The following is a 19,543-nucleotide window of genomic DNA, read 5'->3' on the forward strand; positions in this document are numbered from 1 at the left end:
GCGCTGTGAACCAAAAGTCACGGCGCACTTTTTTACATTGAGATAACTATCGGATTCTGCTGAGTGCCTCTACAACTTTAACGATATCTACGGCCCTATCTTTATTGCGAACGTAGGGGGTTTCTTGAATATAACTGATGATGCTCTCAGGCGTGCATCCGTATGGCGCATCAGACAGCGTGGTGGGTAGATAATCTAGAGCCAGGTTTTCATGATGAACAATCAAGTCAACAACGGTTTTCAGGGGTGTAGTGCACGTCGTCTCGTGATATTGGGCGCCTTCAAGTGGATGCAAATGTACCTGGTGCACAGTTAGTCCGTGTCTTTTGAGAATCTCTTGATTGGGCCTTTTGAGCCTGTCGAAATCCATGTGCAGTTCTTCCGGTAATGGATTGAAGCCCCATGCCCAACCTGCAGTGGTGCGCGAGAACCGCCCAGCTTGTCTGGCAACTTCAGGAACCGATGCACCAAGCGCTATGAATCGATGGCGTGGTGTAACGCTCACAGTATTTTGAACAAAAAATGTCCCCACTAGATGCTTCAAGTTCAGGTCTGCAACTAGGGCTGAAGTCTCTTCGGGTTGTAAATCAAGAGAGCCGATATCAATCATTTCTTCCAGACACTGGTGATTGAGAGACCTGTTGACCTCATTTTCTCGGATATACGGTTCAGGTTTTCGGACGGGTACAATTCTACGGCTCAACTGCGCTATCTGTTCAGCTTCAGATTGCTCGGAAGCATCAAGCAACGGGTATGGAAGCATCGTGAGAATTGAATGTGTGTCATGGCTCATGAGATTTAGGGTACATGAAAGCGAGCAATAAAAAATCGCGGATTCCGGAGGCTGTGGATAACTCCGAAATCCGCGAAATTTTACGTCATAAACTATTTAGTTATTGAGCTCAGAAGATGAAGCCTTCAAGGTCTCAAGCCACTGACGACGCGCATCCAGTGCCTCTTGCGCTTTCTTAATCTTGTTCGAGTTTCCACCAGCTTGCGCCTTCTCAAGGTCAGCTTCAAGTCCCGCAATGGAACCTTCAAGCTGAGTCAGCATTGAGTTGGCGCGTGCCTTCTTTTCAGGATCGCTCTTTGACCACTTAGCACTCTCAGCGTTGTGGATTTCATCCTGGATTTTCTTGAGTTCGCCTTCGATGCGACGCACAGCTTTGCGGGGAACTCGACCGGCAGCATCCCATCGGTCAAGAATGGGTTCAAGTGCGGCCTTAGCTGCCTTTATATCCTTGACGGGCAGGATTGCGCGAGCTTCTTGGAGTAGCTGTTCCTTGACTGCAAGGTTGGCTTCATATTCTTTATCCAGCTCAGCGTTTGCTGCAGTGCGAGCGTCAAAGAACTTATCCTGTGCGGCGCGGAACTTAGCCCAGAGGGCGTCATCTTCACGGCGTGATGCGCGGGGAGCTGCCTTCCAACGATCCATCAGAGCTCGGTATTTAGCGGTGGTTTCAGCCCAATCGGTTGAGGATGAAAGAGCTTCTGCCTCTTCAATCAGACCCTGCTTAACTTTCTTAGCCTTAGCGTTTGCTGCATCGAGCTGCGAGAAATGAGCGCGGCGTGCTTTATCGAATGAGGTGCGTGCTGCGCGGAAACGCTTCCAGAGCTCGTCTTCAATTGCCTTGGGCAAGAAGAGTTCACGCTGAACTTTCTTCCATTCTTCGAAAAGCTCATTCATGCGGTTGGATGAGTTCTTCCAGTGAATCTTGTCTTCATCCTGAGCCGCAATTTTTTCAGCTTCAGAAACAATTGCTTCACGAGCCTCAAGTGCCTGAGCACGCTTAGCTTCAGATTCCTTGGTTTCTTCTTCTGCGCGTTCAGCAATTTTGCTGGTGAGAGCGGCCAATCGCTCAGTAAGTTTGGTGTAGTCACCCACCATGTCACGCTTAGCAAGCTGGCTAGCAAGCTGTTCTACAGCCTTCTGTGTATCAGCAGCTGGCGCCTTGTTTTCAACTCGTGATTCAAGCAGGGCAACCTGTGATTCTACGTTCTGGAATTTGCGAGCGAAATAAGCGAGAGCTTCGTCAGCGGTCTTTGCCTCAGGCACCTGACCAACTACAAAATCTTCGCCTTCTACGATGACAAAAACGTGATTGTCTTCTGATACTCGGCCAAATTTACGGGCCTCTTCGAGGTTGACGGTGGTGTTGTCGTCGGATTTGTTAGTCACCGCTAAAACTTCTCTTTCGTTTGGTGCATAAAGCACATATGTACAACGTGACGTCGTGAGTATACCTAACTCAGTGGGCATGGGCGCACGACGTCCTCCTAGTCTACTGTCGTCTGGTCTTGTTGCGCATCATTCACAGTGAATTTTGTAGGGGAAATGCAGGTCATTTCCTGAGATACTGGTGTGACCAATCGTAAGAGCTCATCAGCTTGTGAATCCGTGCGTTAGTTGGGGGAGTAGTGGTTTTTCAAGTAATCTTTAAAGTAACTGTGTTTTCCCGTTATCTGACGGGGATTACAGGTTGGTAGTATCATCGTCCGTTTTCAGGAGTTTAAATAATGGCCCGTAAGGCTTCACTTTCTGGTTTCCCAGAGCACTTGCCTCAAGAGCGTCTGGTTGAGAATTTTGTACTGGATACTTTGCGTGAAACCTTTGAGCTCCACGGCTTTTCTCCTATCGAAACTCGTAGCGTTGAAACTATCGATCAGTTGCTGCGCAAGGGTGATATCGATAAAGAGGTTTACGCAATTTCTCGCCTACAAGAAGACGATTCTCGCGGTAAGAAAGAAAAGCTGGCTCTGCACTTTGACCTCACTGTGCCGTTTGCGCGTTATGTCGTTGAAAATGCGGGATATCTAAACTTCCCCTTTATGCGTTACCAGATTCAAAAGGTTTGGCGTGGTGAACGCCCCCAAGAGGGACGCGCACGTGAGTTTACCCAGGCGGACGTTGATGTTGTGGGGGATGGCGAGTTGCCCTTCCGCTACGATGTGGAGCTCGCTCTAGTCATGGTGGATGCTCTCTCCAAGCTTCCGATTCCTGCTTTTAAGTTGCGCATCAACAACCGTAAACTTTCCGAAGGTTTCTATAAGGGCATTGGTCTCGAAGACACTGCCGGCGTGTTGCGTTCTATCGATAAAATTGACAAGATTGGCCCGGACGCTGTGGCTCAGCTTCTCAAGGACGAACTCGGCGCTAACGATGAGCAGGCAGAAGCCGCAATTAAACTGGCTCAAATCAAAACCGATGACACTTCCTTTGTAGAACAGGTTCGAGCTCTTGGTGTTGAGCATGAGCTGCTTGAAGAGGGCATTGCAGAACTTGAAGAAGTCATTGCAGAAACTTCAAAGCGAGCACCCGGTCGCGTCCTTGCTGATCTTTCTATTGCACGCGGCCTTGACTACTACACCGGCACCGTTTACGAAACTGTGCTGGTAGGCCACGAACAGCTGGGTTCCATTTGCTCTGGCGGACGCTACGAGTCTCTCGCATCCAACGGTAAGAAGACTTACCCCGGTGTTGGTCTGTCGATTGGTGTCACCCGTGTGGTCGCACGCATCCTGTCACAGAACTTTGCTCAAGCCTCACGCTCAGTTCCCTCAGCAGTATTTATTGCATTGACCAATGATGAGATGTGGTCATCAGCTCAGGACGTTGCAGATAATCTTCGTTCACGCGGCATTGCGTGTGAAGTTTCTGCCAATGCGGCTAAGTTCGGTAAGCAGATTAAATACGCTGAAAAACGTGGGATTCCCTTTGTCTGGTTCTTGAACGAAAAGGACGGTGTTATCGACCACCAGGTCAAGGACATCCGATGTGGAGAACAGGTCGAGGCAGACCCGACCTCCTGGAACCCTCCGGCTGAGGATCTGAAGGTTTCAGTGACAGCGGTTGGCGAATAAGCTTCACTGAACCGATAAACTTTTATTAATTCACCGTGCCTACTCAACGGCACGCCCAGAACATAGTGAGCCAGTTAGAAGCTGGCGCCTACGAAAGGATTATGAGTGCTACGCACACATACCCTCGGCGAATTGACCGCCGAAAACATTGGTGAAACCGTTACTCTTGCAGGTTGGGTTGGACGCCGTCGCGATCACGGTGGCGTCGCATTCGTTGACTTGCGTGACCGTGAAGGTGTAACCCAGGTCGTCTTCCACAACGAAGCTGATTTTGAGCACCTGCGTAACGAGTACGTCCTGAAGGTCACCGGTGAGGTCTCCAAGCGTCCTGAGGGCAACGAAAACCCTAACCTAGTGACCGGCGAAATTGAGGTCATGGTTAAGGAGGTTGAGGTTCTCAATACTGCAGCGCCTCTGCCTTTCCAGATTGATGAGCATGTTGAGGTGGGCGAAGAGGCTCGCCTGAAGTACCGCTACCTTGATTTGCGCCGTCCCGAACCTGCTCGTTTGATGCGTCTGCGTTCAGATGCAAACCGTGCAGCCCGTGAAGTTTTGGCTTCGGATAACTTCACCGAGGTTGAGACCCCGACCTTGACCCGTTCAACTCCTGAGGGCGCACGTGACTTCTTGGTGCCTGCTCGCTTGGCGCCCGGATCATGGTACGCGTTGCCTCAGTCACCGCAGCTGTTCAAGCAGCTTCTGCAGGTTGGTGGCATTGAAAAGTACTACCAGATTGCTCGTTGCTACCGTGACGAAGACTTCCGTGCGGATCGCCAGCCTGAATTTACTCAGCTCGATATTGAAGCATCATTCGTTGATCAGGAAGACATTATTGATCTCGGTGAGCGCATTGTGGAAGCAGTCTGGAACCTTATCGATGTGAAGGTTCCTCGTCCTATTGAGCGCATCACGTACAAAGATGCAATGGAGAAGTACGGTTCAGATAAGCCCGACCTTCGTTTTGGTCTTGAACTTACTGAACTTACTGATTACTTCAAGGACACGACTTTCCGCGTCTTTAAGGCACCCTACGTTGGCGCGGTAGTTATGCCAGGCGGCGCTTCGCAGGCACGCCGTACCCTGGATGCTTGGCAGGAATGGGCTAAGCAGCGCGGCGCAAAGGGTCTTGCGTACGTTCTCATTCAGGAAGACGGCGAACTCACCGGTCCCGTAGCCAAGAACATCACTGATGCAGAACGTGAAGGTCTGGCTGCTGCAACCGGTGCTAAGCCCGGCGACTGCATCTTCTTCGCTGCGGGTGACGCTAAGGCATCACGCGCACTGCTCGGTTCAGCACGTGTTGAAATCGGTCACCGCACCGGCCTCATCAAGGATGGCGACTGGTCATTCGTGTGGGTTGTAGATGCTCCCATGTTTGAACCCGCTGCAGATGCAACCGCATCCGGCGATGTGGCTCTTGGTAACTCAGCTTGGACAGCAGTGCACCACGCATTCACTTCGCCTAAGCCCGAGTTCCTCGATTCTTTCGACCAGAACCCTGGTGATGCCCTGGCTTACGCCTACGACATCGTATGTAACGGTAACGAAATTGGCGGCGGTTCAATTCGTATTCACCGTAAGGACGTTCAGGAACGCGTCTTCAACGTTATGGGCATTGGCGAAGAAGAAGCTCGCGAGAAGTTCGGCTTCTTGCTGGACGCGTTCTCCTTCGGCGCTCCTCCCATGGGCGGCATCGCATTCGGTTGGGATCGCGTTCTACAGCTGATTGGCGGTACCGACTCAATTCGCGACGTCATCGCTTTCCCGAAGACCGGTGGCGGTTACGATCCTTTGACTGCCGCACCTGCGCCCATCACCGCTCAGCAGCGTAAGGAAGCTGGCGTGGATTTCAAGCCTAAGAAGGATGAGAAAAAGGACGCGTAAGACGCCTGTTTCACTGGTTATTACCAGTGATATATTCCTTTAGCTGATGGGGCTACTTCGGTTGAATCCAGACCCACTTTTAAGTTGGGTCTGTGAGCTTCGGGGTAGCCCCATTTTTGTCTTCGCCGTCTGTGAAAGACAAAGAGGGCCAACGACACTATTGGCTGTAAAGGGTAGATTTAAGACATCCAGTGTACGAAGAAAGGTTTGACGGTGCGAGTAGTAGTACAACGCGTAAAAAACGCAACGGTTAAAGTCGATGGCAACGTGGTAGGTGCAGTTGACGGGCCTGCTCTAGTCGCACTGGTTGGTATCACTCACGAAGATGGTAATGCCGAAGTCAACAAACTTGCTGAGAAAACAGTGAACCAGCGAATTTTTGATGGCGAAAAATCTGCTACTGATATTGGCGCACCTGTACTTGCTATCAGCCAATTCACTCTTTACGCCGACATGAAAAAAGGCCGTCGTCCTTCGTGGTCAAAGGCGGCACCGGGTGAAATTTCTGAACCTCTGTATGAGCAGTATGTTGCCAAGTTACGCGAACTAGGTGTGTCGGTAGAGACGGGTGTATTTGGTGCTGATATGCAGGTATCTCTTACTAACGATGGTCCCGTGACGCTTATTCTTGACTCGAAAGATCTTCTGTAATGGCAGATTTATTTGACACTATGAATTCTGAAGATGATGCGGCAGAGCCAGAGATACGTCGCGCCAAGGCGCCGTTGGCGGTGCGGATGCGTCCACGCGTCCTCGATGAGATTGTAGGTCAAAAGCATCTTCTGCGACCGGGCTCGCCACTGCGTGTTTTAGCGGGGGAGTCTGGCTCAACGACTGCGCCGCAGTCCGTGATTTTGTGGGGGCCACCCGGGACAGGAAAAACCACTCTTGCGAATGTCATTGCTCGAGCGGGTGGTCGCAAATTCGTTGAACTCTCAGCTATCACTGCGGGCGTAAAAGATGTGCGTGCCGTCATGGATCAGGCCTTGCAAGACAGAGACTTTCACGGGATTTCAACGGTCCTGTTTTTAGATGAGATTCATCGTTTTACAAAAGCTCAGCAGGACGCTTTACTTCCTGGCGTTGAGAACGGTTGGGTCGTTCTGATCGCGGCGACTACTGAGAACCCCTCATTTTCAGTGATTTCTCCCTTGTTGTCGCGCTCAGTTTTACTGACTTTGACTTCGCTTGAGGACACCGATATTGAGGGGCTCATCAATCGTGCTGTTTCAGATTCCCGCGGTTTGGCAGGCGCTGTTGTTCTGAGCGATGAAGCCATGGAACATATAGTACGGGTTTCATCGGGGGATGCACGGAAAGCGCTAACCTCTCTTGAGGCGGCAGCTTCTGTGACTTTAGGTGAAGCTGATGCATCAGATAAACAACCAGGAATCAGTATTGAGCACGCTTTGCAGGCACTAAACCAAGCGGCAGTTCGATACGACCGTAATGGTGACCAGCACTATGATGTGGTGAGCGCGTTTATCAAATCTATCCGTGGTTCTGATGTAGATGCGGCACTTCATTATCTTGCCCGTATGTTTGAGGCAGGGGAGGACGCGAGATTCATCGCGCGTCGTTTGGTAGTTCATGCCAGTGAAGACATCGGAATGGCTGACCCCACAGCATTGACAGCTGCGATCAACGCAGCCCAAGCAGTGCAGTTCATTGGGATGCCGGAGGCTCGACTAAATTTGGCTCAAGCGACCATTCACTTGGCAACTGCTCCTAAGTCGAACGCTGTATGTGCGGCTATTGATGCGGCGCAGGCCGATGTCAAGGCCGGCGGTTCTGGTGCAGTTCCCATGCACCTTCGTGACGGGCACTATCAGGGGGCATCAGCTTTAGGGCACGGTAAGGGGTATATCTATCCGCATAATGTTCCACATGCGATAGCTGCTCAACAGTATCTACCCGAGAACCTCACCGGGACTGAATACTACAAACCAACGCAATATGGTGCTGAGCGGACCTTGTTTGATCGCCTATCAAAGATTAAGAATTTGCTCAGAAATAAATAAGCTTGTTGATTATAAATAGTTTGCAATCGGCTGGGGAGTAATTGCTAGGCGCTGATTGGTTACCAGGTAGTTAAGGAATAAGTTCAGCTGGTTTAAAGCTGCAACTACCGGGTAGGTCAATCACTCTTGACGAGCGTGCGACTTCGCCGAATTTGTGGGGTGTTAAGAGGTTTAGACGCACTGTCACTTTCGGTTAATATTTATTTTAAAATAAAAAGTGTAATCATATATTGGGAAATATTATCCCTATCAATGACTCATGCTTACTATGAAGTATAAGTATCGACAGTGACGGTAAGGGAAGCATGTCTTCAAAATTTTCACGACGTTCCTTGGCTCAAGGCGCTATGTGGGCAGTGCCTACAATCGCTGCCACTTCGGCAATTCCGGCGTATGCGGCATCAATCTGTTCACCTACGAGTAAGCAAAAAATTGATGAAGCATTCAACAAAGCGCGTGCCCTTTATCAATGCAACGGGCAACCAGCCCAGCTGGAACTCAATCTCTATCAGGCTCTTGCGGCCTCTGATGGATTCGTTTCGAACGTAGCAGTCAATGTTAAGAATCTATCTAGTTGCACCCTTAACTTTACTGCCGCAAATCCGCTCCATCTGACTGTGGCTATCCGAAATAACGTTTCACTCAATGACACCGGCCGAAGTCTCTCTAACCCTTCTACATCACAGGGATCAATTTCCTACCAGAATTATCCTATTCAGAACCAACCTGTCGGAACTGCCCAGAGAATAGTCAATTGGACCTTCGTGGGCAGTATTTCTCCCAACCAAGAAAAGGATCTGGCTCTAGGATTCTTGGACGGTAACTCTCCTGCCGGGCGTTGGAAGAATTACATCACTATTACACCTGAACTTGCTTCTGGTGCTCCAACCTACGAGTCCATTGGGCTAAGTAGCAACGAATGTCGTGACTATTACAATCAGCAGTTGGCATTGTGGAAGCTTACGGTTAATTGGGTTACACGCGGACCAAAAAATGGAACGCAGGCGCTACCCAGCGGATCCGCTGCTGATTCAAGAGTAATTGGAAATTTCTCATCTGTAACTGGTTCAGCAAGCACAAACGGTATCTGGTAGTCCCGATACTTGGGCTTGGACTGCTTGATTGGCAGGATAAATCAGCGCGAGTAGAACCGTTTGCAGCGCCCGCTTGTGCCTATGAAGGGTAATTAGACTCTACTAAATACTCTTTATATAAAGAATGAGCACTCAGGTATGAGTAACCAAAACCACGCACCACGGTTTCTGAAAAATAGCTGACATTGATTAGCTAAAGCCGTAGTATGGGTGATTGGCTGGCAAGCCCGTTAAAACGCAATGAAAGGGTTTACCTGATTTGATCACCAACGGGTTGTAGTGAACAGTGCGGCTGCTGTGAACTCTCCACCGCACGAATACGTGTGCGGATATTACCGGAGGCCAGACCACTACAGAATAAATGATGTTGCATGCACCGTTTGTGCAATATCAACCGCTTGAAAGGCAAATATGGCTAAGCAGAATCGCACTCGCCGTACCGTACGTCACTCACGTGCACTCGGCATTGCTCTGACCCCTAAGGCAGAAAAGTACTTCGAACGTCGCCCTTACGGCCCCGGCCAGCACGGTCGTGCACGCAAGAAGGCTGACTCAAACTACGCAGTACAGCTGAAGGAAAAGCAGCGCCTGCGCGCTCAGTACAACATCCGCGAAGCACAGATGCGTCGCGCATACGCTGAAGCAAAGCGCATCGAAGGTCAGACCGGTAAGAACCTGGTTGAGATCCTCGAAAGCCGTCTCGACGCACTTGTTTTGCGTTCAGGCTTTGCACGCACCATTGCACAGGCTCGTCAGCTCGTTGTTCACCGTCATATCATGGTTGACGGCGTTCGTGTTGACCGCCCGTCATTCCGCGTAAAGCCCGGTCAGCTGATCCACGTTCACCCCAAGTCAGAGAAGATGGCTCCGTTCCAGGTTGCAGCAACCGGTGCACACCAGGACGTTCTGCCTGACACTCCTGCTTACTTGAACGTTGAAATCGAGAAGCTGCACGCTAAGCTCGAGCGTTCACCCAAGCGTGAAGAAATCCCCGTAATCTGCGAAGAGCAGCTCGTGGTTGAATACTACTCACGCCTTGCATAATAGCTTGTTGGGTTAGGCGGTTTGCATTCCACACCGGAATGCAAACCGCTTTTCTTTTACTCAAAATGTGTTTTTCGCCCGTTCTCGTAGCGGCGTTTGCTTAACCGCTGAAATCATGCCCTGTGTACAGTAGACTGTTATCTGTTCGTTATCTTAAATCGTAGAAAGTAGGAGCCGTGAGCGGAGCCGATATTGCCGGATTAATTTCAGCAGGTGTATTTGCCGTTTTGGTTGCTCTGTTGGCTATGCCAATCATCAAACTCGGCAAAGTGTTTGATGAGCTGACTCTTACTATTAGATCGTTGAACGATAACACCACCCCCTTGATTGATGAAGTAACTCGCACTGTTGCCTCAACCAACTCCCAGTTGGAGAAGGTAGATGGCATTACTAGTAACGTTTCTGATGCGTCAGCGAATGTCTCTGCTTTATCTTCTCTTGTTGCTTCGACGGTTGGACAGCCTCTGATTAAGGTGGCGTCTTTCTCTTACGGTTTGAAAAAAGCTGTGAAGGGGGAGCGCGAAACTCCCGGTGCATCTGCAGCGTCAGAACGAGCTGAGGATGGAATCTAGTGGGTATGTTTCGCGCTCTTGCGCTGATCGCAGGTGGGGCAGTCGCCGGCTATATAACATCTCAAGCTCAGAAAACTCGTCCGCAGAGTTCGACAGATCTTGTCTCGCGAGCAACCTCTGGACGTGAGGTCATGTCAACTATGGAGGGTACTATGGCCAAGTTTTTCGACTCTACGGTTGGCAAAAAATTGCAGCCTTACGCGCTGAAAACTGTTGAATTTGCTGCAAACGTGAAAAAAGGCATGAATGAGCGCGAAGCTGAGCTAAAGCAACGGTTTGAGACTCAAAAGAAAGATCTTCGTCCCGGTTCTTTAGATACCTGGGATCGCCCACTTGATAATAAGTTGCACTCAACAGAATCTTCACCGGCGCAACAATCCTCAGCGCCGACTGTTGATGCTCACGTCATTGAGTCCGTTGAGATTTCGGGAACTCAAACCCGTATTGAACGAGATGCCAAATTAGGCGACAAATTTTTTGAGTAATAGTCTTATACATATAGTTTTGATGAATCGACGTTAAGGAAAATCCCTTCATGCTTTCACAGGAAATTTCAAAGCGGTGGATTGAGTTCTTCGAGGCTCGCGGTCACACCGTTGTTCCTTCAGCTTCACTGGTTTCAAACGAGCCCGGCGCAATGTTCACCATTGCTGGTATGGTTCCGTTCATCCCCTATTTCTTGGGACGCGAAACCCCTCCCTACTCACGCGCAACTTCGGTTCAGAAGTGCATTCGTACCTTGGACATCGAAGAAGTTGGTAAGACTGCTCGTCACGGCACCTTCTTCCAGATGGCAGGTAACTTCTCATTCGGCGATTACTTCAAGAAAGAAGTTATCCCGTGGGCTTATGAACTGCTGACTAGCTCTGTTGATAAGGGCGGTTTTGGTCTTGATACTGATCGTTTGTGGGTCACTGTTTATGAGGGTGACGATGAAGCTTACGATATTTGGACCCGCATTGTTGGTTTCCCTGCTGAGCGCATTCAGCGTATGAACATGAAGGAAAACTACTGGTCAACTGGTCAGCCTGGTCCTGCCGGCCCTGACTCAGAGATTTTCTATGACCGTGGCCCCGAATACGGTAAAGAGGGCGGCCCCGCGGTTGACGATGATCGTTACATCGAAATCTGGAACCTCGTCTTCATGCAGTACCAGCGCGGTGAAGGCATCGGCAAGGATGACTTCGAGATTTTGGGTGAATTGCCCAAGAAGAACATCGATACCGGCCTCGGTGTTGAGCGTCTAGCTATGCTTTTGCAGGGTGTTGAGAACTTCTACGAGACCGATCAGGTTCGTCCCGTGCTGGACGTTGCATCCAAGCTCTCCGGTAAGAAGTACCAGGGCTCCGAGTCAGCTGAAGACGCTGGCTACGAAGATGACGTACGCATGCGCGTTGTTGCGGATCATATCCGTTCGTCATTAATGCTGATTGCAGACGGCGTCTCACCTTCGAATGAGGGACGCGGTTACATTCTGCGTCGCCTGATGCGTCGTGCAATTCGCGCAATGCGTCTTCTCGGTGTTTCTGAACCCTGCCTGCCTGTTCTGTTCCCTGCATCTCGCGATGCTATGGCTGGTGCCTTCCCTTACGTGGCTGACGACTTCGAACGCATCTCGCGTATTGCGTACGCTGAGGAGCAGGCGTTCTTGCGCACTATCGAGTCGGGCACTGAGCGCCTTGAGCAGGCTGTTAAGCACGCGAAGACCGGTAATGCTGTCGTTTCTGGTGAAGAAGCATTTGCTCTGCACGATACTTACGGCTTCCCGATTGACTTGACCCTTGAGATGGCTGAAGAAGCTGGCGTTAAGGTTGATGAGAAGCAGTTCCGCGCTTTGATGGCAGAGCAACGTGAACGTGCGCAGGCTGACGCAAAGGCTAAGAAGGGTGCACACGCTGACCTTTCAGCTCTTCGCCAGTTGGCTGATGAGCGCACTTCGGTATTCACCGGTTACGATGAACTGCGCACCGAGACCACTTTGCGTGCGATCTTGGTAGATGGCGCTAACGTACCTGCAGCCAAGGCTGGTGACAAGGTAGAAATCGTTCTTGACGAGACCCCGTTCTACGCTGAAGCAGGTGGTCAGGCAGCTGATACCGGTACCATCCGCGGTAATGGTTTCAGCATTGAAGTCCACGATGTACAGCAGCCGGTTAAGGGCCTGAGCGTCCACCGCGCTACCGTCATCGAAGGCGAAGTAGTTGCAGGTACCCCGGTTATTGCACATGTTGATGAGCAGCGTCGTCGTGACGGCGAAAAGGCTCACTCAGCTACTCACATTATCCACGCTGCTCTGCACCAGGTGCTGGGCAATGAAGCTACTCAACGCGGCTCCTTTAACAAGGAAGGCTACCTGCGCTTTGACTTCGCGTGGAATGAAGGTCTTTCAGCAGCTGCTCAGCAGGAAGTTGAAGAAGTAGCAAATATTGCTATTCGCGATAACCTGCAGACTGTCACCCGTGAAATGCCTTTGGCTGAGGCAAAGGCAATGGGAGCGATGAGCCTCTTTGGTGAGAAGTACGGCGATACTGTGCGTATGGTTGAAATCGGTGGCGATTTCTCTCGCGAACTTTGCGGTGGTACTCACGTTTCAACGTCATCACAGATTGGCTCTTTGAGCCTGCTTACCGAGCAGTCCGTAGGTTCAGGTAACCGTCGTGTTGAGGCTCTAGTCGGTTTGGATTCCTTCAACCACTTGGCAGCTGAGCGTACTCTGGTCAATCAGCTCACGGGCATGCTGAAGGTTCAGTCCTCAACAGACCTTCCTGAAAAGATTACTCAGACCCTCAACAAGCTCAAGGCCGCTGAAAAGGAACTGGAAAAACTCCGCAAGGAGAAACTCCAGGCTGAGGCTGGCAAGCTCGTTGAATCAGCAGAAATGGTAGGCAAGGTCCGCGTCCTTCTGCATAACGCTGGAGAACTATCCGCTAACGATGTTCGTGGTCTTGCCCTCGATCTTCGCTCACGACTTGGCGAGGATGCAGCGACAGTAGCTGTCACCGGCGTCAACAACGGCCGTCCAGTAATTCTGGTAGCAACTAATGAAGCTGCTCGATCAGAAGGCGTCAAGGCTGGCGCGCTGGTTCGCGTAGCAGCCGGCGTACTCGGCGGCGGCGGTGGCGGTAAGGACGACGTCGCACAGGGTGGCGGTCAGGACGCTACCAAGATTGACGAAGCATTCGTCGCTATTAGAAATGCGATTGCAGGAGCATAACGCGTGAACTTTACACGTGGTGTACGTATGGGCGTCGATGTGGGCAATGCCCGCGTCGGCGTCGCAACGTGCGACCCTGACGGCATTTTGGCAACCCCTCTAAAAACTCTTCGACGAGATATGAAGAAGAATTCTGATCGAAGAGTCCTTCGGAAACTCATCGAGGTTCACGAAGTAACAGAGGTGTTTGTAGGGCTACCCAAAACCATGTCTGGCGGAAGTAGTGCTTCGACAGAGATGGCTGAAATTTACGCTCAAGCACTAGCCAATGAACTCAGCACAGATGGGCATCAGATTCCAGTTCATCTCGTTGATGAACGTCTCACAACTGTGAGCGCTCATCGTTCATTGCATGAGGCTGGAGTCTCTTCCCGCGACTTTAGAGCAGTGGTAGACCAAGTAGCTGCCGTCAATATCCTGCAGTTCAGCATTGACACTGTTAAAGCCGGCAAGAATCTGCCTGGCTACACTCTAACTCCCCAGACTGTGTCAGCTGAGGAATCGGTTGACACATTACCTGCAAACGAAACGGAGAACCCGAGTGACTAAGAATCCGAGTTCTAACGGTGCTCACGAAGATCGTGAAAGCCTCTCACATCTATTAGCACCCACCGATGAAGAAGCACGTGCAGGTATTGTCAGCCCACTTATTGAGCAGGCTGAATACAGCGATGAAGAACAACGTCGCAGGCGTGCTCGCAGTCGTAATTTCATGATTACTGCAACCCTCGTTTTTAGTGTTGCAATCATTATGGTTATCTCGTCATTGGCTCCAAAATATGATTGGTTCAAACGCAAAGACTATAATGGCGACGGTAACGGCACTTCAGTCTCTTTTGTAGTGAGCGAAGGCGATACCAACGGTCAGATTGCTGCGAATCTCGAAGAAGCTGGTGTCATTGCAGATGCAGGGCGTTTCTTGGAAACTTACCAGAAGGATGCTGCAGATAAGTTCATTCAGCCTGGCGATTATGACCTGCAAGAACATATGAGTTCTTCAGCAGCGATTTCTCAGCTGGTAGGCGATCAGGACGCTAATTCGATTTATCTTGCGATTCCGCAGAACATGCGTAAGGACGAGGCGTACCAGGCTATTGCAGATGCATTGGGCGTAAATATCACCGAGGTTTCTAAGTACGATAAAGAACTGGATACTTTCGGGATTCCGAAGAAGTTCCCCAACCTTGAGGGCTGGTTGCATCCCGGCGAATACCGTTTTGAACAGGGTACTTCGGCTGAGGACGTCATTCGTACTTTGGTAGATCACACCAAATCAGAGCTCAAAGCAGCAAACATCACCTCCGAGGATGATCAGTTCCATGTATTGACTGTGGCTTCAATCTTGGAGTTTGAGGCTACTGCGCGCGACTACAAGCCTGTTGCTGGTGCGATTGAGAACCGTCTTGATAATCCTGATGGCGAAACCGGTGGTTTCTTGCAGTCCGATGCAACTGTTGCTTACGGTCTTGGCAAGAAGACCTACCACATTTCGAATGAGGAAAAGCAGGACGCGTCTAACAAGTACAACACGTTCTACTACCAGGGTTTGCCTGCAGGTCCGATTGGTTCACCGGCCACCGAAGCTATTAATGCTGCGGCTAACCCCGATAAGAACGATTATTACTTCTGGGTTACCGTAAACCTCGATACTGGCGAAACCAAGTTTGCTAAGACTTTCGAGGAGCATGAGAAGAACGTAGAAGAATACAATCAGTGGTGTTCAGATAACGAAGGCAAATGCGTCTAAACTAAAAATATGAATATTCACTTAGGCCCCAAGGCATTTGTCTTGGGGCATCCTATTACCCATTCAAAGTCGCCGGCGTTGCATTCAGCGGCTAGTGTTGTACTCGGTTCATCGATTGAATATGGTCGCTGGGATGTTACGGAGCGGGATTTGCCGCGTGAGTGGCAGTACCTTACTGAGAATTACGATGTTCGAGGTTTTTCAGTCACGATGCCGCTTAAATCAGCGATTATTGATTACCTGGATGAACTTACACCTTTTGCTCGTGCTGTTGGGGTTGTAAATACAGTGTTTTGGCGCAACGGGAAGGCTGTCGGTCATAATACAGACGTCTCTGGAATTGTGAACGCTTTGACGGATGCTGGAGCCAATCCGAGCGCGGACAGCGAATACGCTATCTGGGGTGGGGGAGGAACCGCCACCGCGGCGTGCGCGGCACTTGCGTATATGGGAGCCGAAACTGTCCATGTCTACGCACGGGAGCAGAGTCGAACCCAACGCGTCCAGGATGTGGCAGAAGCTGTTGGCGTGGAATTTGTATTTCACGATATATCAGACGCTGGCGCGGATGCCCATCGATATGCTGTTACTGTGTCTACGCTGCCTGCTGGAGTTGCTGATCTGATTCTAGAACCGTCCTCAGCAGTTGCCCCGAATTCTGTCCTGCTGGATGTTTCGTACGCGGTGTGGCCCTCGCCGGTGGCTAAGGCTTATGAGGCGTTGGGTGGAAAGAGCGTTTCAGGTCTTGAAATGCTGATGCATCAGGCGCTCGACCAAATTAAGTTGTTCAACGGTTATGAGCTTGAAGACCGGCTTCCTCAAGAATTAGAAATCCTAGCTGCAATGTGCCAGTCAGTAGGTCTACCAGCCCGCACTAAACTACCGGTGCAGGTATTTGACCAGATGAAACTCATCAAAACCTCAAATTAATCTGGTTTTTCATATCATGACGCCAGTTTGAAGTACGTCCGGTTTTTTGGAAGTCTTTAACCAAAGTATTGAAATGGCAGGGGCGGTAGCCCTCGGAGACTGAAAAGGTAACACAGCAATGTTGCGTTGGCTGACAGCCGGTGAATCTCACGGCGAAGCTCTTGTAGGAGTAATTGAAGGCGTCCCGGCTGGCGTGGAGCTAACCTCGGAGATGGTTCGTGACGCTTTGGCCCGACGTCGACTGGGCTACGGTCGTGGTGCTCGCATGAAATTTGAACAGGATCAGGTTCGCATTTTGGGCGGTGTCCGACATGGTAAGACCATGGGTGGCCCTGTTGCTATTGAAATTGCTAATACAGAGTGGCCCAAGTGGGAAAAAGTTATGAGCTCAGATCCCGTTGATCCTAGCGAAATTGAAGGCAAAGCCCGGAATGTTGCTCTGACTCGTCCGCGTCCCGGTCACGCTGACTTTACCGGTATGCAAAAGTACGGGTACGACGATGCGCGTCCTGCCTTGGAGAGAGCATCGGCGCGTGAGACTGCTACCCGCGTGGCTTTAAGTGTGGTTGCTGCGCAAATTCTAAAAGCTTTGGGCGTAGGGCTGGTTAGCCACACAACCGCAGTTGGGGGAGTAGAAACACCCTACGATTCCTCCCGTCCTGTTCCTGCTGATGTTCATACGCTAGATGCTGATCCCTTACGTTGCTTTGATGCTGCTACCAGCGAAAAGATGGTGGCTCGTGTAGATGAGGCTCATAAGTCAGGCGAAACTTTGGGCGGTATTGTTGAGGTGCTTGCTTACGGCGTAGCGCCGGGTCTTGGGTCATTTGTTCATTGGGACCGTCGTCTAGATGCTCGCTTGGCTGCCGCCCTGATGGGAATTCAAGCGATCAAGGGCGTTGAGGTCGGTGATGGTTTCCTGACCGCGGCGCGTCCCGGTACCGAAGTTCACGATGAAATTGAAGTAACCGACGCTGGTGTCAAGCGTTTGACCAACCGTGCCGGTGGCATCGAAGGCGGTATGAGCATTGGCGACGTCTTGCGTGTACGCGCTGCTATGAAGCCCATTGCCACGGTTCCTAAGGCTTTGGCGACTATTGATACCTCAACTGGTGAACCTGCACGTGCGCATCACCAGCGTTCCGATGTATGCGCTGTTCCTGCCGCTGGTGTAGTAGCTGAAGCCATGGTAGCTCTTGTACTGGCTGATGCTGCTATGGAAAAGTTCGGTGGGGATTCCATCGCCGAAACCCGTCGCAATCTTGATTCATACCTTGAAAACATTCCCGATTCACTCAACTGGGAATCTAACGTGTCTGGCTGGGATCTGTAATTCATGACATCCCATCACACGGATCTGTCTAAAGCTAGCTCTGCCGGCAATAAACCGGCGGAGCTAGTTGATCCACAACAATTGCGTGAAATTCAAGAAGGTTACTTGGATCGGCAAAGACCCATCGTCATTATTGGACCTATGGCGGCTGGAAAATCATATGTAGGAACGCATTTAGCACGTTTCTACGGGTATGAATTTATCGATTCTGACTACTTGATTGTTGAGCGATACGGTCCGGTTACAGATATTTTTGAAGTTCATGGCGAAGAGTATTTTCGCAAACTTGAAGCAGAGGTAATTTCCGAGGTTCTGAACTCACCTCACCATAGAAACACCGTTTTGTCTCTGGGCGGCGGTGCGCCTATGACGGCAGAGGTGGCAGAAATGCTCAAGAATGAAACCGTAGTCTACATCAAGGTAGATGTTGATACGGTCAAACCCAGAATTGTTGGTAATAGCAAGAGACCACTGCTACAACCTAACCCCATTGAAAAATGGTCACAAATATTTGAATCGCGTAGAGAGCGGTACGAGCAACTTGCAAAATATACGTTGGACGCTCGGGGACACCGCAATATCACTGAGATGACTTCTCAAATTCAGCAATTTGTTGTGGATAGCAGAAAGGCTAACTGATGAGTGAAAACGAAGTTACTAAGATTTCGGTAACGGGCTCTCGCGTGGAGGAAAACTATGATGTTTTGGTTGGTCATAACCTTCTTGGGCAGATTCCCGATATCTTAGGGCAGCGTACTCGTCGCATCCTGGTGATTCACCCTCGTGCTTTGCGTTCCACCGGGGAACTCGTGATGGAAGATTTGCGTAAAGTGGGGTTCGAAACCTTCAGCGCTGAGATTCCGGATGCTGAAGAAGGTAAGCATATACAGGTTGCCGCATTTTGCTGGCAGGTCTTGGGGCAAAATGATTTTACTCGAAGTGACGCTATTATCTCTGTCGGTGGTGGAGCCGTAACAGATGTTGCTGGCTTTGTAGCTGCCACCTGGTTGCGCGGCATCCGCATCATTCATATTCCCACTACTTTGCTAGCAATGGTGGACGCGGCAGTAGGCGGTAAAACCGGCATTAATACCGCTGAGGGTAAGAACCTTGTCGGTAGCTTTCATGCTCCAGCTGCTGTTTTGTGTGAAATTGGGACCTTACGCACCCTGCCGGAATACGAGTTGTTGACAGGCATGGCTGAGGTCATTAAATGCGGATTCATCTCGGACACTAAGATTCTTGATCTTGTCGAAGAGAACCCGGAGAAACTTCGAGACTCGCAGTCTAACGTAATTAGAGAGCTTATTGAACGGGCTATCAAGGTAAAAGCTGACATTGTTTCTGAAGATTTCAAAGAAGCGGGTCGACGCGAATTTTTGAACTACGGTCATACCTTTGGCCATGCCATTGAGTACAACGAACGTTATCAGTGGCGGCATGGTGCAGCGGTTTCTGTGGGTATGGTCTTTGCGGCAGAACTCGCTGCCGCGGCGGGCAATCTTGATGAGTCCGTTGTAGCTCGTACTCGAGCACTATGCGATCTGGTTGGCCTGCCCACTTCATACCGGGGGGACCAGTGGAGTAAGTTGCTCGAAGCAATGCGACGCGACAAAAAATCACGAGGAGCCCTTTTGCGTTTCGTAGTTCTTGACGACATTGCGAAGCCTAGAATTATGGAAGTCCCTGACGACTCAATTCTTTTCGCGACCTATCTTGAAATAGCTGCAAACTAAAGAAGATGCGGTGACCTTACCGATGAAAGTACGGTCACCGCATTCACTATTTGGTAGAAAACACGCCCTGTCACCTACCATTGACATTCAAAACCACGTTAGAATTG

17 protein-coding genes are annotated in these 19,543 nt (G+C 50.4%); 15 read left to right on the forward strand and 2 right to left on the reverse strand.

Annotation, left to right across the window (positions count from 1 at the left end; all coding sequences use genetic code 11):
- Nucleotides 1-46: 46 nt before the first annotated feature.
- Nucleotides 47-793 carry a hypothetical protein gene (locus IDM49_RS06020; RefSeq protein ID WP_193836641.1) on the reverse strand — a complete coding sequence of 249 codons (747 nt, stop codon included), beginning with the start codon at nucleotides 791-793 and terminating at the stop codon, nucleotides 47-49.
- Nucleotides 794-889: 96 nt separating this feature from the next.
- Nucleotides 890-2,179 carry a DUF349 domain-containing protein gene (locus IDM49_RS06025; protein WP_228008017.1) on the reverse strand — a complete coding sequence of 430 codons (1,290 nt, stop codon included), beginning with the start codon at nucleotides 2,177-2,179 and terminating at the stop codon, nucleotides 890-892.
- 338 nt (nucleotides 2,180-2,517) lie between these two features.
- Here IDM49_RS06025 and hisS point away from each other — a divergent pair, with 338 nt between their 5' ends.
- The 15 genes from hisS (at nucleotide 2,518) to aroB (ending at nucleotide 19,436) form a co-directional block, all read left to right on the forward strand.
- Nucleotides 2,518-3,861: a histidine--tRNA ligase gene (gene hisS, locus IDM49_RS06030; RefSeq protein WP_190723876.1), complete on the forward strand. Its 1,344-nt coding sequence runs from the start codon at nucleotides 2,518-2,520 to the stop codon at nucleotides 3,859-3,861.
- Nucleotides 3,862-3,966: 105 nt separating this feature from the next.
- Nucleotides 3,967-5,745, forward strand: a complete 1,779-nt coding sequence (aspS, locus tag IDM49_RS06035) for an aspartate--tRNA ligase (protein ID WP_190723877.1) — start codon at nucleotides 3,967-3,969, stop codon at nucleotides 5,743-5,745.
- Nucleotides 5,746-5,958: 213 nt separating this feature from the next.
- The gene (dtd, locus tag IDM49_RS06040; RefSeq protein ID WP_168613875.1) at nucleotides 5,959-6,396 is read left to right on the forward strand and encodes a D-aminoacyl-tRNA deacylase; all 438 of its coding nucleotides are present in this window, start codon (nucleotides 5,959-5,961) and stop codon (nucleotides 6,394-6,396) included.
- Nucleotides 6,396-7,766 (forward strand): replication-associated recombination protein A, encoded by a 1,371-nt coding sequence (locus IDM49_RS06045; RefSeq protein ID WP_190723878.1) that lies wholly within the window; start codon nucleotides 6,396-6,398, stop codon nucleotides 7,764-7,766. The genes dtd and IDM49_RS06045 overlap by 1 nt, the downstream gene beginning before the upstream one ends.
- A 305-nt stretch (nucleotides 7,767-8,071) precedes the next feature.
- On the forward strand, nucleotides 8,072-8,860 hold the full coding sequence (locus IDM49_RS06050; RefSeq protein WP_190723879.1) for a hypothetical protein: 789 nt from the start codon (nucleotides 8,072-8,074) through the stop codon (nucleotides 8,858-8,860).
- Nucleotides 8,861-9,271: 411 nt separating this feature from the next.
- Nucleotides 9,272-9,904 (forward strand): 30S ribosomal protein S4, encoded by a 633-nt coding sequence (gene rpsD, locus IDM49_RS06055; protein ID WP_168613878.1) that lies wholly within the window; start codon nucleotides 9,272-9,274, stop codon nucleotides 9,902-9,904.
- 176 nt (nucleotides 9,905-10,080) lie between these two features.
- Nucleotides 10,081-10,476 (forward strand): DUF948 domain-containing protein, encoded by a 396-nt coding sequence (locus IDM49_RS06060; protein WP_190723880.1) that lies wholly within the window; start codon nucleotides 10,081-10,083, stop codon nucleotides 10,474-10,476.
- 5 nt (nucleotides 10,477-10,481) lie between these two features.
- Nucleotides 10,482-10,961 (forward strand): peptide chain release factor 4, encoded by a 480-nt coding sequence (locus tag IDM49_RS06065; RefSeq protein ID WP_190723881.1) that lies wholly within the window; start codon nucleotides 10,482-10,484, stop codon nucleotides 10,959-10,961.
- A gap of 50 nt (nucleotides 10,962-11,011) precedes the next feature.
- Nucleotides 11,012-13,690, forward strand: a complete 2,679-nt coding sequence (gene alaS, locus IDM49_RS06070; protein WP_190723882.1) for an alanine--tRNA ligase — start codon at nucleotides 11,012-11,014, stop codon at nucleotides 13,688-13,690.
- A 27-nt stretch (nucleotides 13,691-13,717) separates the two neighbouring features.
- The gene (gene ruvX / locus IDM49_RS06075) at nucleotides 13,718-14,239 is read left to right on the forward strand and encodes a Holliday junction resolvase RuvX (RefSeq protein ID WP_168614057.1); all 522 of its coding nucleotides are present in this window, start codon (nucleotides 13,718-13,720) and stop codon (nucleotides 14,237-14,239) included.
- The gene (mltG, locus tag IDM49_RS06080) at nucleotides 14,232-15,437 is read left to right on the forward strand and encodes an endolytic transglycosylase MltG (RefSeq protein WP_228008018.1); all 1,206 of its coding nucleotides are present in this window, start codon (nucleotides 14,232-14,234) and stop codon (nucleotides 15,435-15,437) included. The genes ruvX and mltG overlap by 8 nt, the downstream gene beginning before the upstream one ends.
- Before the next feature lie 9 nt (nucleotides 15,438-15,446).
- Nucleotides 15,447-16,367, forward strand: coding sequence for a shikimate dehydrogenase family protein (locus tag IDM49_RS06085; protein ID WP_190723883.1), 921 nt, complete (start codon nucleotides 15,447-15,449; stop codon nucleotides 16,365-16,367).
- Between the two features lie 118 nt (nucleotides 16,368-16,485).
- The gene (aroC, locus tag IDM49_RS06090; RefSeq protein ID WP_190723884.1) at nucleotides 16,486-17,700 is read left to right on the forward strand and encodes a chorismate synthase; all 1,215 of its coding nucleotides are present in this window, start codon (nucleotides 16,486-16,488) and stop codon (nucleotides 17,698-17,700) included.
- A gap of 3 nt (nucleotides 17,701-17,703) precedes the next feature.
- Nucleotides 17,704-18,339: a shikimate kinase gene (locus IDM49_RS06095; protein ID WP_168613884.1), complete on the forward strand. Its 636-nt coding sequence runs from the start codon at nucleotides 17,704-17,706 to the stop codon at nucleotides 18,337-18,339.
- Nucleotides 18,339-19,436 (forward strand): 3-dehydroquinate synthase, encoded by a 1,098-nt coding sequence (aroB, locus tag IDM49_RS06100; protein ID WP_168613885.1) that lies wholly within the window; start codon nucleotides 18,339-18,341, stop codon nucleotides 19,434-19,436. The genes IDM49_RS06095 and aroB overlap by 1 nt, the downstream gene beginning before the upstream one ends.
- The last annotated feature ends 107 nt before the right edge of the window (nucleotides 19,437-19,543 follow it).

This window comes from Rothia terrae (assembly GCF_014705925.2).
Lineage (GTDB): Bacteria > Actinomycetota > Actinomycetes > Actinomycetales > Micrococcaceae > Rothia > Rothia terrae.